General features: G+C 67.7%; 16 protein-coding genes and 1 other RNA gene. 13 read left to right on the top strand and 4 right to left on the bottom strand.

The window, feature by feature from the left end; all coding sequences use genetic code 11:
• Positions 1-7: 7 nt before the first annotated feature.
• The 6 genes from rpsI (at position 8) to FHR94_RS14280 (ending at position 4543) form a co-directional block, all read left to right on the top strand.
• Positions 8-397, top strand: coding sequence for a 30S ribosomal protein S9 (gene rpsI, locus FHR94_RS14305; RefSeq protein WP_183326459.1), 390 nt, complete (start codon positions 8-10; stop codon positions 395-397).
• A gap of 219 nt (positions 398-616) precedes the next feature.
• Positions 617-1216 (top strand): ubiquinol-cytochrome c reductase iron-sulfur subunit, encoded by a 600-nt coding sequence (gene petA, locus FHR94_RS14300; RefSeq protein WP_183326457.1) that lies wholly within the window; start codon positions 617-619, stop codon positions 1214-1216.
• Complete coding sequence (locus FHR94_RS14295; protein ID WP_183326455.1) at positions 1216-2475, top strand: cytochrome b; 1260 nt, start codon at positions 1216-1218, stop codon at positions 2473-2475. Before petA ends, FHR94_RS14295 begins: the two co-directional genes overlap by 1 nt.
• Complete coding sequence (locus FHR94_RS14290; protein ID WP_183326453.1) at positions 2475-3242, top strand: cytochrome c1; 768 nt, start codon at positions 2475-2477, stop codon at positions 3240-3242. Before FHR94_RS14295 ends, FHR94_RS14290 begins: the two co-directional genes overlap by 1 nt.
• 147 nt (positions 3243-3389) lie before the next feature.
• Positions 3390-4016, top strand: a complete 627-nt coding sequence (sspA, locus tag FHR94_RS14285; RefSeq protein ID WP_183326451.1) for a stringent starvation protein SspA — start codon at positions 3390-3392, stop codon at positions 4014-4016.
• A 56-nt stretch (positions 4017-4072) separates the two neighbouring features.
• Complete coding sequence (locus FHR94_RS14280; RefSeq protein ID WP_183326448.1) at positions 4073-4543, top strand: ClpXP protease specificity-enhancing factor; 471 nt, start codon at positions 4073-4075, stop codon at positions 4541-4543.
• An 81-nt stretch (positions 4544-4624) separates the two neighbouring features.
• Here the strand turns inward: FHR94_RS14280 and FHR94_RS14275 are convergent, their stop codons facing one another.
• From FHR94_RS14275 to FHR94_RS14260, 4 genes are read right to left on the bottom strand one after another with little or no spacing between them, the layout of a single operon-like run.
• Positions 4625-5209: a BON domain-containing protein gene (locus tag FHR94_RS14275; protein WP_183326446.1), complete on the bottom strand. Its 585-nt coding sequence runs from the start codon at positions 5207-5209 to the stop codon at positions 4625-4627.
• A gap of 4 nt (positions 5210-5213) precedes the next feature.
• Positions 5214-5807, bottom strand: coding sequence for a phosphoheptose isomerase (locus FHR94_RS14270; RefSeq protein ID WP_183326444.1), 594 nt, complete (start codon positions 5805-5807; stop codon positions 5214-5216).
• Between the two features lie 37 nt (positions 5808-5844).
• On the bottom strand, positions 5845-6213 hold the full coding sequence (locus FHR94_RS14265) for a YraN family protein (protein WP_183326442.1): 369 nt from the start codon (positions 6211-6213) through the stop codon (positions 5845-5847).
• The gene (locus FHR94_RS14260) at positions 6197-7957 is read right to left on the bottom strand and encodes a penicillin-binding protein activator (protein WP_183326440.1); all 1761 of its coding nucleotides are present in this window, start codon (positions 7955-7957) and stop codon (positions 6197-6199) included. The genes FHR94_RS14265 and FHR94_RS14260 overlap by 17 nt, the downstream gene beginning before the upstream one ends.
• 45 nt (positions 7958-8002) lie before the next feature.
• On the opposite strand from FHR94_RS14260, the gene rsmI reads away from it, so the two are divergent.
• From rsmI to FHR94_RS14225, 7 genes are all read left to right on the top strand, one after another.
• Positions 8003-8866 carry a 16S rRNA (cytidine(1402)-2'-O)-methyltransferase gene (gene rsmI, locus FHR94_RS14255; RefSeq protein ID WP_183326438.1) on the top strand — a complete coding sequence of 288 codons (864 nt, stop codon included), beginning with the start codon at positions 8003-8005 and terminating at the stop codon, positions 8864-8866.
• Positions 8867-8898: 32 nt separating this feature from the next.
• Positions 8899-9263, top strand: an RNA gene (gene rnpB / locus FHR94_RS14250) — RNase P RNA component class A.
• Between the two features lie 69 nt (positions 9264-9332).
• Positions 9333-10289: a 16S rRNA (cytosine(1402)-N(4))-methyltransferase RsmH gene (gene rsmH, locus FHR94_RS14245; protein WP_183326436.1), complete on the top strand. Its 957-nt coding sequence runs from the start codon at positions 9333-9335 to the stop codon at positions 10287-10289.
• 8 nt (positions 10290-10297) lie between these two features.
• Entirely contained in the window at positions 10298-10624 is a 327-nt protein-coding gene (ftsL, locus tag FHR94_RS14240) for a cell division protein FtsL (RefSeq protein WP_183326434.1), read from the top strand.
• Positions 10621-12333: a peptidoglycan D,D-transpeptidase FtsI family protein gene (locus FHR94_RS14235; RefSeq protein WP_183326432.1), complete on the top strand. Its 1713-nt coding sequence runs from the start codon at positions 10621-10623 to the stop codon at positions 12331-12333. The genes ftsL and FHR94_RS14235 overlap by 4 nt, the downstream gene beginning before the upstream one ends.
• Before the next feature lie 41 nt (positions 12334-12374).
• Positions 12375-13883: a UDP-N-acetylmuramoyl-L-alanyl-D-glutamate--2,6-diaminopimelate ligase gene (locus FHR94_RS14230; protein ID WP_183326430.1), complete on the top strand. Its 1509-nt coding sequence runs from the start codon at positions 12375-12377 to the stop codon at positions 13881-13883.
• Positions 13880-15247 carry a UDP-N-acetylmuramoyl-tripeptide--D-alanyl-D-alanine ligase gene (locus FHR94_RS14225; RefSeq protein ID WP_183326428.1) on the top strand — a complete coding sequence of 456 codons (1368 nt, stop codon included), beginning with the start codon at positions 13880-13882 and terminating at the stop codon, positions 15245-15247. The genes FHR94_RS14230 and FHR94_RS14225 overlap by 4 nt, the downstream gene beginning before the upstream one ends.
• Position 15248 lies beyond the last annotated feature (1 nt).

Raw genomic sequence — 15248 nt, 5'->3', positions numbered from 1 at the left:
CTTCGCCATGACACAGCAGTATTACGGTACCGGTCGCCGCAAGACCTCTACCGCCCGGGTCTTCTTGAAGCCGGGCACCGGCAAGATCACCGTCAACAGCCGTGATCTCAATGAGTACTTCGGTCGCGTCACCGGTCGCATGGTGGTCCGTCAGCCCCTCGAGCTGACCGAGACCCTCGGCCAGTTCGATGCCTATGTTACCGTCAAGGGCGGTGGTGGCTCCGCCCAGGCGGGCGCCATCCGTCACGGCATCACCCGTGCCCTGATGGAGTACAACGAGGATTTCCGCAAGCCGCTGCGCGAGGCCGGCTATGTGACCCGCGACGCTCGCCAGGTCGAGCGCAAGAAGGTGGGGCTGCGCAAGGCACGCCGCCGTCCGCAGTTCTCCAAGCGGTGATGCATTTGCCCTGATCCAGGAAGACGCCCGGGTGTTACGCCTGGGCGTTTTTTTTGCTGGATCAAAGAGTTGTTGCTGGTCTGCCACCTTGGTCACGGGGCAATGTCCTTGTGCAGGGGGGCATGATTTTTTACCATAGACACATTTGGTATCCGTGGTCGCGGGACATTTGTGCGCTCGTGATGAGTGAGCGGGTAAGCTGATGGGAGAAACCTTGTAATGGCAGACAACGGCGTAAACAAAGGGCGGCGCCGTTTCCTCGTGGGCGCCACCACCGTCGTGGGTGCGGTGGGTGTCGTCGGGGTTGCGGTCCCCTTTGTGGCTTCCTGGCAGCCCAGTGCCAGGGCAAGAGCGGCGGGTGCCCCCGTCCAGGCGGACGTGTCGAAACTCGAACCCGGTCAGCGCATGACCGTCGAGTGGCGAGGTCGGCCCATCTGGATTCTCAATCGATCGCCGGAAATGATCGAGCGCACCGAGTCCATCGACCCTTCTCGCCTGGCCGATGCGGATTCCAGCGTGCCCCAGCAGCCCGAGTACGCCGATGGCCCGCTGCGCTCCATCAAGCCCGAGATCGGTGTGCTGATCGGCATCTGCACCCATCTCGGCTGTTCACCGCTGTTCAAGCCTGAACCCAACGCCGAGGGCGTCGGGGTCGATGACTGGCCCGGCGGCTTCTTCTGTCCCTGCCATGGCTCACGTTTCGACCTCGCCGGGCGCGTGTTCGTCAACGTACCGGCCCCGACCAATCTCGAGGTCCCCCCTTACCGCTTCGACTCTGATGATGTCATCACCGTCGGCGAAGACAAGGAGACTGCCTGATGGCTAACCCCAACAAGGCCAAGGCGGAGCGCGGGTTCATGCGTTGGGTCGATGACCGCTTCCCCGCCACCCAGATGTGGCAGGACCATATGGCCAAGTACTATGCCCCGAAGAACTTCAACTTCTGGTACTTCTTCGGCTCGCTGGCCCTGCTGGTACTGGTCAACCAGATCCTCACCGGGGTCTGGCTGACCATGAGCTTCAATCCCACGGCGGAAGGCGCCTTCGCCTCCGTCGAGTACATCATGCGCGATGTGGAGTGGGGCTGGCTGATTCGCTACATGCACACTACCGGGGCGTCGGCCTTCTTTGTGGTGGTCTACCTGCACATGTTCCGCGGTCTGCTCTATGGCTCCTACAAGGCGCCCCGCGAACTGGTGTGGATCTTCGGCATGGCCATCTACCTGCTGCTCATGGCCGAGGCCTTCATGGGCTACCTGCTGCCTTGGGGCCAGATGTCCTACTGGGGGGCGCAGGTCATCATCTCGCTGTTCTCGGCCATCCCCGCCATCGGGCCGGATCTGGCCCAGTGGGTGCGCGGTGACTTCCTGATTTCCGGTATCACCCTGAACCGCTTCTTCGCCTTGCACGTGGTGGCACTGCCCATCGTGATCCTGGCGCTGGTGGTGCTTCACATCATCGCCCTGCACGAAGTCGGTTCCAACAACCCCGACGGCATCGACATCAAGAAGAAGAAGGACGAGACCGGTAAGCCCCTGGACGGCATTCCCTTCCATCCCTACTACACGGTGAAGGACCTCGTCGGCGTGGCGGTCTTCCTGTTCGTGTTCTGTGTGGTGGTGTTCTACTTCCCCGAGGGGGGTGGCTACTTCATCGAGAAGCCCAACTTCGAACCGGCCAACCCGCTGAAGACACCCGACCATATCGCGCCGGTGTGGTACTTCACGCCCTTCTACGCGATCCTTCGCGCGATCACCTTCTCGCTGTTCGGCCTCGATGCCAAGTTCCTCGGCGTGATCTGCATGGGGGCGGCCATCGCGGTGCTTTTCGTGTTGCCCTGGCTCGATCGAAGCCCGGTGCGCTCCATGCGCTACAAGGGCTGGATCTCCAAGGTGATGCTGGCGCTGTTCGCGATCAGCTTCGTGATCCTGGGCGTGCTCGGGGTATTGCCGGTTACCGAGGGGCGCACTTTGCTGTCCCAGGTGTGCACCGTCATCTACTTCGCCTTCTTCTTGCTGATGCCGTTCTATACCCGGCTGGAGAAGACCAAACCCGTTCCGGAAAGGGTGACTGGCTAATGAAAAAGCAACTGTTCGCACTGCTTGTCGCGCTGGTGCCCTTCACGGCGATGGCCGCGGGGGGAGCGAGTGTGCCGTACTCCATGGAGCCGGACCTGCACGATCAGGCATCGCTGCAGAATGGCATGAAGCTTTATGTGAACTACTGCATGGGCTGTCACTCCCTGGAGCATCAGCGCTTCGCCCGCGCCGCCGAAGACCTGAATATGCCTCAGGATCTGGTCGAGGAGAACCTGATCTTCGCCGAGGAACTGGGCTTCAACGACCAGATGCATATCGCCATGAACAGCGGTGATGCGGAGAACTGGTTCGGTGCCGCGCCGCCGGACCTGACCCTCGAGGCGCGGCTGCGCGGTACCGACTGGATCTACTCCTACCTGCTGAGCTTCTACAAGGATGCGTCGCGGCCCACCGGCGTCAATAACGCGGTCTTCCCGCTGGTCGCCATGCCCAACGTGCTGGAACCGCTGCAGGGCGTGCAGGAGAAGGTCTGTGCCGCCTCCGACCATCCCATCGAGGGGGCCGAACTCGATCCATTGACCGGCAAGTATCAGTCCTGCGAGACCCTGCAGGTGACGAAACCCGGCTCGATGGAGCCCGACGAGTTCGAGGCAGCGGTGTACGACATCACCAACTTCCTGGCCTACGTGGGTGAGCCCACCAAGCTCCAGGCCCAGGCGCTGGGGCCGAAGGTGCTGATCTTCATCTTCATCTTCGGTGTCATCGCTTACCTGCTTAAGCGCGAGTACTGGCGCGACATTCACTGATCCACCGGTGAGGCAGGTCACGAGGGCGCATGGCCATGGGGCATGCGCCCTCGTGGTGTCTGTCTGGCGGTGGAGGCGTCACGACGGCCCCCAGGCCGGGGGTGGTCGTGTTATCATCTTGGCTCGAACTGATGCGAGGATTGTTACATGGGTGTAGTGGCCAAGCGGTCGTCGATGATCTTCTATTCCGGAGGTGACGATCATTTCAGTCACCGGGTGCGCATCGTGCTCGCCGAGAAAGGGGTAGCGGTGGACATCGTCGAGGTGACCGATGAGCACCATCCCGAGGAGCTCGCCGACCTCAATCCCTACAATAGCGTGCCTACCCTGCTCGACAGGGACCTGGTGCTCTACGAATCCAAGGTGATGATGGAGTACCTCGACGAGCGCTTCCCGCATCCTCCCTTGCTGCCGGTCTACCCTGTGGCGCGAGCGCAGAGTCGGCTGTGGATGCACCGCATCGAACGTGAATGGTGCCCGCTGGTCGAACAGGTCCAGAGCGGTTCCCGGAAGGAAGCCGACAAGGCGCGCAAGGAGCTGCGCGAGAGTCTGATCGGTATCTCGCCGATCTTCGAGGACATGCCGTTTTTCATGAGCGAGGAATTTACCCTCGTGGATTGCTGCCTGGCACCGATCCTCTGGCGGCTTCCCCAGCTGGATATCGAGTTGCCCGAGAAGCAGGTCAAGCCGCTGATGGACTACATGGCACGCGTCTTCGATCGAGAAGGGTTCAAGGCGGCGCTCAGCGAGCGCGAGCGGGAGATCCGCGCCTGAGACCATACATTCCGCCCCTGCCGATGGGTGGGGGCCGTTTCACGGAGAGCCAGCCGATGCAATCGAGTCGCCCCTATCTTGCCAGGGCGCTGTACCAGTGGCTGCTGGACAATGAGTTGACGCCCTACATCGTCGTCGATGCCGAACAGCCGGGTGTCGAGGTGCCCCGGCAGTTCGTCCAGAACGGCCAGATCGTGCTTAACCTCGGGCCGACGGCGGTGCGCGACCTGTTCATGGAAAACGACGCCATCGGCTTCGCGGCTCGGTTCGGTGGCCAGCCGATGCAGGTGTGGGTGCCGACCGAGGCGCTGGTGGCGCTCTATGCCCGAGAGAATGGTGTAGGCATGGTCTTCGGTCATGAGCCGGTCATGCCGGAGGTGCCCGCCGACGAAGCCGATGATAGCACCCAGGATGCCGGCCCCTCACTGGCCGGCGTCGAGTCCGGTGGCCAGGATGCCGAGGAGACCGAAGGCAAGGAGGCGGCCTCGCGACACAAGGGGCGTCCGGCGCTTAGGGTGATCAAGTGAGGCGCTGAGGCGGCAAGCCATTTGTGGTCGACAACGCGAAACGGCAGGCCTGGTGGCCTGCCATTTCGCGTTGGGGATGCGTCAGTCGATGTAGTCGAAGACCTTGACGATGCGCTGCATGCCGCCGGCGCTGGAGGCCATGTTGACGATGCGGTCCGCCTCGGCCCGGGTGACGATGCCCATCAGGTAGACACTGCCGTTCTCGGTGACGACATGCAGCCGGTTGACGTCGACCGGCCCTTGGGTCGCCAGGGTCGTGCGTACCTTGGTGGTGATCCAGGTATCCTGCAGTCTCTGGCTAGCCGGCAGGTTCGCGGCGATGGTCAGTTCATTGTGCACCTCGCGGACATTGCGCACCTGATTGGCCACTTCGCCGGCCATCGCCTTCAGCTCCTGGCTGGGCACCTGGCCGGTCAGCAGGACGATGCCGTTGAAGCTGTCGACGCTGATGCGCGCGTCGGCCAGGCGGGCGTCGGTGGCCCCCAGGTTGTGGTCGATCTTGGTCTCGATGCTCTGGTCCTCAACCTTGGTGCCCTCGGTGCGGGTGCCGTAATGCTCCCGGATGGGGCCTTCGGTCGTGGCCGCGGTGAGGGCGGTGGAGGAACAGCCGGACAGCAGCAGCAGCATGCCGACAACCGGGGGAATGAGTCGAAGTCTTGCAGTCATGGAATCACTCGCTTGCGCCGAAGAGTTGTTCGTCGATCAAATCACACAGGCAGTGGATCACCAGCAGGTGAACCTCCTGGATACGGGCGGTGGAGGTGGCGGGCACCCGGATCTCGCAGTCATCCTGGCCGAGCAGTGAGGCCATGTCGCCGCCATCGCGACCGGTAAGGGCGACCACGGTCATGTCGCGGTCATGGGCCGCCTGGATGGCCTGGATGACGTTGGCCGAATTGCCGCTGGTGGAGATCGCCAGCAGGATGTCGCCGGGCTGACCGAGGGCGCGCACCTGCTTGGAGAACACCTCGTTGTAGGTGTAGTCGTTGGCGATCGAGGTCAGCGTGGAGGTGTCGGTGGTCAGGGCCAGGGCCGGCAGGCTGGGCCGCTCGCGCTCGAAGCGATTGAGCAGCTCCGAGGAGAAGTGCTGGCTGTCCCCGGCGCTGCCGCCATTGCCGCAGGCCAGGATCTTGCCCTCATTGACCAGGCTCTGCACCATCATCTGACTGGCGACCTCGATGAAGGGAGGCAGTACCTCGCTGGCGTAGGTCTTGGTATCGATGCTGGCGTTGAAGTGGCCGAGTATGCGCTGCTGGAAGTCCATGCGGGTTCCGGGTCCTTTGGCGGATTGGCGTGACCGATCAGACGGCTTCGAAGGCATTGGCCACCCAGGTGAACTCGAGGGCGGGAGGCGTGCCGGTGACGGCCAGCACATCGAAGCGGCAGGCACATGATAGCCCGTTGCGCTGGAGATAAAAACGCGCCGCCCGGATCAGGCGGCGCTGCTTGGTGGCGGTGATGGTCTCCAGCGGGTGTCCATGGCGGCTGTCGGCACGGTGGCGAACCTCCACGAAGACCAGCGTCTCGCCGTCGCGCATCACCAGATCGATCTCGCCACCCTTGGCATGCTGGTTGGCAGCGACCCGCACCAGTCCCCGGTCGGCGAGCCAGTCGGCGGCGAGGCGCTCGATCCGCGCCCCGCGGGCCCGGGCGTCAGCGGGCCCGGTCATCGGCGAAGACGCCTGGGGAGAGTACCGGCTGCGGGATGCCGTCGGCGAAACGCGCCCAGGGCAGGCGCCGATGGATCCGGCCGTCCTCGGCGATGGTGAGGGTGCCGGTCGCACCGAAGAACTCGCTGTCGGGAATCGCCAGGAACTGCGGCAGGCGCCGCGCCAGTTCATAGGCGTCGACACCCATGGCCATCAGGCGAAACAGGGTGGGGTCGGACTCCTCGCGCAGCTGGTGATAGTTCGTCAGGAAGGGGAGCGCCTCCACGCCCCCCACGGCGGCATCGGGAATCTGCCAGGGGATGTCCACGAACATCACGTCGTCGAGGTCCCGGTCGAGCCTGGGCTGAGGCTGGCCCTGATAGAGATGGGAGGTGGCGTAGATCGGCAGGTCGCCGGCGTAGTAGTAGTCCAGCGTCGGGGGCACCTGCCGGGCGTAGTCGGGAAGGGCCAGCAGGAACAGCATGTCCGGCGTGGGGTTCTGGACGGCGCGCCGTGTCGCCTCGGTGGCCGGGATGCCGGGGTTGTAGCGCACCGCATGGGCGATCTCCCCGCCGCGCTCCCGCCAGGCGGTGAAGAAGGCCTCGCCGACCCGGCGTCCCCAGGCGTTGTCCGGCACCAGCAGGGAGGCGCGACGATGGCCATCCATCCAGGCGCGTCGCGCCGCCAGGCGCGCCTCGTCCTCGGCGGACAGGCCATACTGGAAGAGGCCTTTGGCGTGGTTGCGCTCGCCCTCGCCGTAGTTCAGGGCCAGCGTGGGCAGCGGCACCTGCTCGCGTCGTTCCAGGGCGCTGACCCGATCCTTGTCCAGCGGGCCGATCACCACCTGGGCGCCCCGGTCGACGGCTTCCTGGTAGAGCGTGTCGAGACCGGCCTGGCGGGTATCGAGGAAGGTCAGTTGCACCCCGCGGCCCCCCTCGTTGAGCACGCTGAGGTGGTGGGTGCGCATGCCCTTTTTCAGGGCGTCCGCGATCCCGGCCAGGGGCCCCGACTCCGGGAGCAGGACGGCGATGTGGCGAACCTCCTGGCCACGCAGCGCCCGCAGGGCCGTGATCTCCTCCGGCAGGCGTCGGGTGGCAGGGTGGCCACGGTAGCGCACGCGCCAGTCATCGAGGCGCGCCAGGAGTCGGGCGATATCACCGCCGCCGTCGCGTACCAGCTCGGCCAGGGTCAGCCAGCCTCGGGTCAGTTCATCGGCGCCGCGGCCCAGCTCGGCGAGCGTGCTGGGGGCCAGGCGCGAGAGTTGCTGCCAGATGGGGTCGTTGAGGTCTTCCCGGTCGGTGGCGGCCTGCACCCGCAGCAGTGCCCTGACGGCAGCCTCGGGCTCGTCGACCCGGCTCAGCGCCATGCCCTGGCGCTCCAGGAGCACCAGGGCCTGCTCGCGGGGGAGGTCGACCTCGTCCAGCAGTTCGGTGGCCTGGAGCACCGCCCGGGGCGCGTTCTCGCTCTCGCCGAGCGCCGAGAGCAACAGGGCCCAGCGCCGGCGCGCCTCGGGAGCCAGCTGGCGGTCGTCGATCTCCCGGGCGACCTCGAGTGCCTGGGGGCGGCGGCCCTCGCGTGCTAGGATGTCCGCGGCCTCGAGCCGCGTCAGGGCGGCTTGGTCGGGGGCCTGCTGGGCGGCCTGCTGGAGCAGGCGGTCGGGATCGGCCGGGGACGGGCGTTCGATGATGCCGGGCTGGAGGCCGCAGCCGGCCAGCAGCAGCGCGGTCAGCGCAGCGGCCAGCAGGCCGCGAGACGAGATGTGCATGTACCTTTCCTTGTCCCCTGTCCGGACAGTGCCCAGGGAGCCTAGATGTCAGACGCGTTTGCCGGTTCATTGTACGTGGTCGCCACGCCGATTGGGAATCTGGAGGACCTGAGCCCGCGGGCGGCGAGGGTGCTCGGCGACGTGGCCTTGGTGGCCGCCGAGGACACGCGCCATACGGCGCGCCTGCTGCGCCATCTTGGCATCATGCCTGCCATGCTGTCGCTCCACGAGCACAATGAGGCCACCCGGGTCGAGCAGCTCGACGCCCGCCTGGCGGTGGGGGAGGATGTCGCGCTGGTCAGCGATGCCGGCACCCCCCTCATCAGTGACCCGGGCTTCGTGCTGGTGCGCGAGCTGCGGGCCCGAGGGCGACGCATCGTTCCGGTGCCGGGTGCCTGCGCCCTGGTGGCGGCGCTTTCCGCAGCCGGGCTGCCCACCGATCGCTTCCTGTTCAGCGGCTTTTTGCCGGCGAAGGGCGGGGCGCGGCGCGCCCGCCTCGAGGCACTGGCCGAGCGCGACGAGACCCTGGTCTTCTACGAGTCGCCGCATCGCATCCGCGCTACCCTGGCCGATCTGGCGGTGACGTTCGGTGAGCGTCGCCTGGTGCTGGCCCGGGAGCTGACCAAGGCCTTCGAGACCTTCCTCGACGGCAGTGCCGAAGCGCTGCTGGCGCGGATGGCGCAGGACCCGGACCAGGCCCGGGGCGAGTTCGTGATCATGGTGGCGGGCGCCGCCCCCCGGTCGGCCGACGCGGCTTCGGTCATCGCGGCCGATGCCCTGCTTACGGCCATGCTCGCCGAGGGCGTCGGGGTCAAGCAGGCCGCTGCGGTGGCGGCCCGTACCCTGGGCGGGGCCAAGAAGGCCTGGTATGCCAAGGCCCAGGCACTCAAGGACGGGCATGGCGATTGAGGGGCGCGCGGGGCGCTGGTATGCTTGCGTCGGGAGTTGGCCAGACAGTCGCCGCTGCCCCGGTCGGTGGATCGGGGCGGGGGAGGAAAGTCCGGGCTCCATAGGGCAGAGTGCCAGGTAACGCCTGGGCGGCGCGAGCCGACGGAAAGTGCAGCAGAGAGCAGACCGCCTACGTCTCCCGCGGGAGGCCGGTAAGGGTGAAAGGGTGCGGTAAGAGCGCACCGCGCGCCTGGTAACAGTGCGTGGCACGGTAAACCCCACTCGGAGCAAGACCAAATAGGAACCCCATGGCGTGGCCCGCGTCGGGTTCGGGTAGGTTGCTCGAGGATGACGGTGACGTCGTCCCTAGAGGAATGGCTGTCCTCGACAGAACCCGGCTTATCGGCCGACTCCCCCTTTTTCATCGCCGTTTTCACGGTACCTCCACCCTCCATGACACGGCCCCTTGGCCGCCGACGAGACGTGCATGCCGACATCCGCTACTCAACACGCCCCCCGCGGTTTTCGCCATGCCAGCGTGCTGCTCGACGGCGCGGTCGATGCTCTGGTGCATGATCGGGCCGGGGCCTACCTCGACGGCACCTTCGGCCGCGGCGGCCACTCCCGGGCCATCCTCGCGCGCCTGACCCGCGAGGGACGCCTGCTGGCCATCGACCGCGATCCCCAGGCCATCGCCGCGGCGGCGACCATCACCGATCCTCGCTTCGCCATCGAGCAGGGCGACTTCGCCCGGCTGGGCGATATCGCCCGCGATCACGGCCTCCACGGCCGTCTCGCCGGGGTGCTGCTGGACGTCGGCGTTTCTTCACCGCAACTGGACGACCCGGCGCGCGGCTTCAGCTTCCTGCGCGACGGCCCGCTGGACATGCGCATGGACCCGACCCGAGGCGAGAGTGCCGCCGCCTGGCTAGCCCGCGCCGACGAGGGAGAGATCGCCCGGGTCTTCAAGGCCTATGGCGAGGAACGCTTCGCCCGCCGGCTGGCGAGGGCCATCGTCGCGCGCCGCGGCGAGCGGCCCTTCACCCGCACCGCGGACCTCGCCGAGGTGATCAAGGCCGCCCATCCCGCCTGGGAGAAGGGCAAGCACCCGGCGACCCGGGCCTTCCAGGCGCTGCGCATCCAGGTTAACGGCGAGCTGGAGCAGCTGGGTGCGGCGCTCGAGGCGGCCCTCGAGGCCCTGGCCCCGGGTGGGCACCTGGTGGTGATCAGCTTCCATTCCCTGGAGGATCGCCGTGTCAAGCGATTCATCCGCGACCACGTGCGCGGCGATACCCAGGTACCACGTGGGGTGCCGCTGCGCGACGACCAGATCCTGCGTCGCCTCGAGGCCCTGGGCAAGGCGCGCCGTCCCGGAGCGACAGAGGTCGAGGCCAATCCCCGCGCTCGCAGCGCGGTGATGCGCGCGGCACGCAAGCGCTACTGAGGCCCGCCATGGTTCAGGGACGAAACACCTCCACTGCTGATGTCGGCTGGCCGGTGCGTCGGCGCCTCCGCCTGGCACTGTTAGGCAACGGCGTGCTGCTGCTGCTGTGCCTGGGTTCGGCGCTGGCCGTCATCGCCACCAGCCACCAGGTGCGCAACCAGTATGCGCAGCTGCAGCAGTTGCAGACCGAGCATCAGCAACTCCAGACCGAATGGGGACAGCTGCTGCTGGAGGAGAGTGCCTGGGCCGCGCCCGCCCGCATCGAGCGCCTGGCGGCCGAACGTCTCGAGATGCGCCTGCCGGACATCGAGGAAGTCGAGGTGGTTCGCCCATGAGCACCGGTTCCCGCAGTGGGGTGACCTCGCGTCGTGCACGCCCCGCCACGCCCATGGGGCGTGCCCGCTACGTGGTCATGATGGCGCTGGTGGTGGGCGGCCTGACCCTGCTGGCGGGACGCATCGTCGACCTGCATGTCTTCGATCGTTCCTTTCTCCAGGGCCAGGGCGATGCCCGGACCCTGCGCGTCGATCCGATTCCCGCCCACCGCGGCATGATCACCGATCGCCATGGCGAGCCACTGGCGATCTCGACGCCGGTGATGACCCTCTGGGCCAATCCCCAGGACCTCCCCCAGGATGACATCCAGCGCCTGATGCTGGCCCGCGCGCTGGGCCAGGAGCTGGAGGCGCTCAATGCACGCATTGCGCGCTATGCCGAGCGTGAATTCATGTACTTGCGCCGCCGCATGACGCCGAAAGCGGCCCGGGAGGTGCTCGACCTGCGCATCCCCGGCGTCCACGTCCAGGAGGAGTACAAGCGCTACTACCCGGCGGGTGAGGTATCGGCGCAGTTGATCGGGGTGACCAACGTCGATGACCAGGGACAGGAAGGCCTGGAGCTGGCCTATCAGTCCTATCTGGCCGGCACCCTCGGTCAGCGCCGCGTGCTCAAGGACCGCCGCGGACGCCTGGTACGCGAGCTGGCCCTGCTGCGCGAGGCGCAGCCTGGCGGGGATCTCACCTTGGCGCTGGACCAGCGCCTGCAGTTCATGGCCTACCGTGAGCTCAAGGCCGCGGTGGCCGAGCATGATGCCGATGGTGGGGTGCTGGTGATGATGGATGCCCGCACCGGCGAGGTGCTGGCGATGGCCAACCAGCCCTCCTACAACCCCAATGACCGGGCGGGCCTCGATCCGGCCGGGTTGCGCAACCGTGCCATCGTCGATGTCTACGAGCCGGGGTCGGTGGTGAAGCCGCTGGCCATGGCCGCCATGCTCGAGACCGGTGAGCTGCCGCTCGGTACCGTGGTCGACACCTCGCCGGGCTGGATGGTCATCGACCGCTTCACCATCAAGGATATTCGCAACTACGGTGAGCTCAGCCTGGCCGGCATCCTCGAGAAGTCCTCCAACATCGGCATGTCCAAGCTGGCGCTGCGCCTCGACGACCCGATCATTCCGGCCACCTATCGTGAGTTGGGACTGGGCCAGGCCCCGGGGCTGGGCTTTCCCGGCGAGGCGGCCGGCAGCCTGCCGGCGCCGGTGCGCTGGTCGAGTAGCCAATGGGCGGCGCTCTCCTACGGCTACGGCCTGTCCGTCTCGGCCCTGCAGCTGGCCAGTGCCTATACCGCCATCGCCAACCAGGGGCGGCGCTTGCCCCCGTCGCTGCTCAAGCTCGATCGGGTGCCCGCCGGTGATACCGTGATCCGGCCCGCAGTCGCCGACCGGGTGCTCGAGATGATGGACCAGGTGGTGGGGCCGGAGACGGGCGCGCGTCGGGCCGAAGTGCCTGGCTACAGCGTCGCCGGCAAGACCGGCACCGTGCGCAAGACCTCCGCCGGTGGCGGCTACCGGGAGCGCGCCTATCGCAGCCTGTTCGTGGGGATCGTGCCGGTGTCCAACCCGCGCATCGTGACGGTGGTGATGATCGACCGGCCCCGCGGCGATGATTACTATGGAGGCGCCGTGGCCGCGCCGGTGTTCTCGCGAGTCGCCGGCAATGCCCTGCGCTTGCTGGATGTGCCCCCGGACCGGCGGGAGAAGTGAGCCATGCGACGACGTCATCGCCATCTACCACAGGTGCCATCATGCTGCTGAGCCCCTCACGACTCCAGGCCGCCCTGGCTGCACTCTGGCCCGGCTTCGCCGTCTCGCCGCTGGAGGTGACCCTCGATGACCCCGTCCGGCTCGTCGTCGACAGTCGCCGGGTGGCCGCCGGGGCTGTGTTCGTGGCCGTGCCGGGCGTGGCGAGCGACGGGCGGGCCTTCATCCCTGCCGCACTGGCGGCGGGGGCGGCCTTGGTGCTGGCCCACGACGAAGGGCCGCGTACGGTCGATGACGCCCGAGTATGCTGGTTGCCGGCCCTGCGCGAGCGGCTCGGTGAGCTGGGACACCGGGCCTTCGCGGTGTCGGAAGGGCTGGAGCTGATCGGCGTCACCGGCACCAACGGCAAGAGCTCGGTGACCCACTATATCGCGGCGCTCAGCCAGGCACTGGGCCGGGATGCCGGCATGGTCGGTACCCTCGGCCACGGGCGGCCGGGGGCCCTGCACCCGGGGGAGCTGACCACCCCCGGGCCGCTGGCGCTGCAGGCTTCGCTCGGCGCACTGGCCAATGAGGGGATCACCCGGGTGGCCATGGAGGTCTCGTCCCATGCCCTGGAGCAGGGCCGGCTCGACGGTTGCCGGCTCCAGGCCGCCGTCTTCACCAACCTGAGTCGCGACCACCTCGACTACCACGGCAGCATGGCGGCCTATGCCGCGGCCAAGGCGCGTCTCTTCCGTCGTCCGGAGCTGGATCTGGCGGTGGTCAATGCTGATGATCCCCTGGCCCGACTGATGCTGGCCGGCCTGACGGCCGATGTCCGCGTGCTCGCGGTGGGCGAGGGCGAGGCCGTGACCCTGCGGGTGGTCGACTGGGTGCCCCATGCCGAAGGCCAACGCGCGCTGGTCGCGACCCCGGAGGGGGAGCGGGTGCTCGAGCTGCCGCTGATGGGGCGCTTCAACCTCACCAATGTGCTGTTGGCCATGGCGACCCTCTACGGCCTCGGTGCCGACCTCGAGGCGCTATTCGTCGCCGCGGCCAAGCTCGCCCCGGTGCCCGGGCGCATGCAGGCCCTGGCCGCCGGGGCGGGGCCCACGGTGGTCATCGACTATGCCCATACGCCGGATGCGTTGGAGAACGCCCTTGTCGCCCTGAAGGCCCACCGGTCCGGCAGTGGTCGCCTATGGTGCCTGTTCGGCTGCGGCGGCGATCGCGACCGCGGCAAGCGGCCGTTGATGGCCGCGGTCGCCGAGCGCCATGCCGATTGCCTGGTGGTCACCGATGACAACCCCCGCGGCGAGGCGCCGGCGGCGATCCGCGAGCAGATCCTGGCCGGGCTCTCCGAGGCCGCCCGGGCATCGGCCGTCGACGCCGAGGGTAGGGCGAGGGCGATCCATGAGGCCATTCGGGAGGCCAAGGCTGACGACATTATCCTCATCGCCGGCAAGGGGCATGAGACCTATCAGGAAATCGATGGTAGGCGCCATCCCTTCTCGGACCGCGCCGAGGCCGAGGCCGCCCTGGCGGCGCGGGCGACGGGGAGTGCCCCATGAGCGTTGTCGGCCTGGACTCGCTGGCCGAGGTGGCAAGGGCGCTGGGCGTGGCCGCTCCGGTCATCGACGCGCCGGTGGGGGAGATCGTCACCGATACCCGCCGGCTCTCTCCGGGGGCGTTGTTCGTGGCCCTGGCAGGGACGCGTTTCGATGCCCACGACTTCATCGCCCAGGCCCGGGAGGCGGGCGCCGTGGCGGCGCTGGTGGAGCGCCGCGTGGAGGATCCGCTGCCCCAGCTCAAAGTGACCGATACCCGGCTGGCGCTGGGCCTGCTGGGCCGGGCGCGGCGGCGTGCCTGGGGCGGGCCCCTGGTGGCCGTCACCGGCAACAGCGGCAAGACCACGGTCAAGCAGATGCTGGCCACGCTGCTGGCCCGCCGTGGGGCGACGCTGGCCACCCGAGGCAACCTCAACAACGATATCGGCGCGCCGCTCACCCTGCTCGAGTTGGCGGCCCACCATCGCCAGGCGGTGGTGGAGCTCGGGGCCAACCATCTCGGCGAGATCGCCTGGACCGCGGCGCTGGCCGAGCCGCAGGTCGCAGTGATCACCAATGTCACCGGGGCGCATGTCGGGGAGTTTGGGAGCCCGGGTCGGATCGCCCAGGCCAAGGCAGAGATCCTGGCATCGCTGCCCGACGACGGGGTGGCGGTGCTCAATCGCGACGATCGCTATTTCGCCAGCTGGGCGCGCCTTGCCGCGCCCCGGCAGGTACTCGATTTCGGCTTCGCCCGTGAGGCCCGTCTGCGCGCCGAGACACTGGTCGGCGACGGCGTCGGGCGCTATGCTTTCAGGCTTGTCCTGGACGGCCGAGCGCTCGGGCGTGTCCAGTTGGCCCTGCTCGGACGTCACAACGTGGCCAATGCCCTGGCCGCGGCAGGGGCGGCGCTGGCCATGGGGCTCGACACGGCGGACGTGCTGGCCGGGCTCGAGACGGTCGCGGCGATGCCGGGGCGCCTCAGCCTGGTGGATGGCCGCCACGGAACCCGCCTGCTGGACGATAGCTATAACGCCAATCCTGGTGCGGTGAAGGCGGCGCTCGAGGTGCTGGCCTCGTTGCCGGGGCCACGCTGGTGCCTGCTGGGGGCCATGGGCGAACTGGGTGAGGCGTCCGCGCGGCTGCATGCCGAGGTCGGGCATTATGCACGGGAACTGGGCATCGACTTTCTCGGCACCTTCGGCGAGCCGGCCCGGCCGGCCAGCCGCGCCTTCGGCGGATCCGGGTGCCATTTCGACGATCGGGAAGCGCTGATGCGCCACGTCCTCCATCATCTGCCGCCGGGAACCAGCGTGCTGGTCAAAGGCTCGCGCAGTGCCGGCATGGAAGCCGTGGTGGCGGCACTGCGCCCGGCTGCATCAAGGTAAC

It is taken from the genome of Halomonas cerina (genome assembly GCF_014192215.1).
Taxonomy (GTDB): Bacteria; Pseudomonadota; Gammaproteobacteria; order Pseudomonadales; family Halomonadaceae; genus Halomonas; species Halomonas cerina.
Note: the sequence above shows the minus strand (reverse complement) of the source record. Positions and strands in the feature narration are given on the sequence as shown.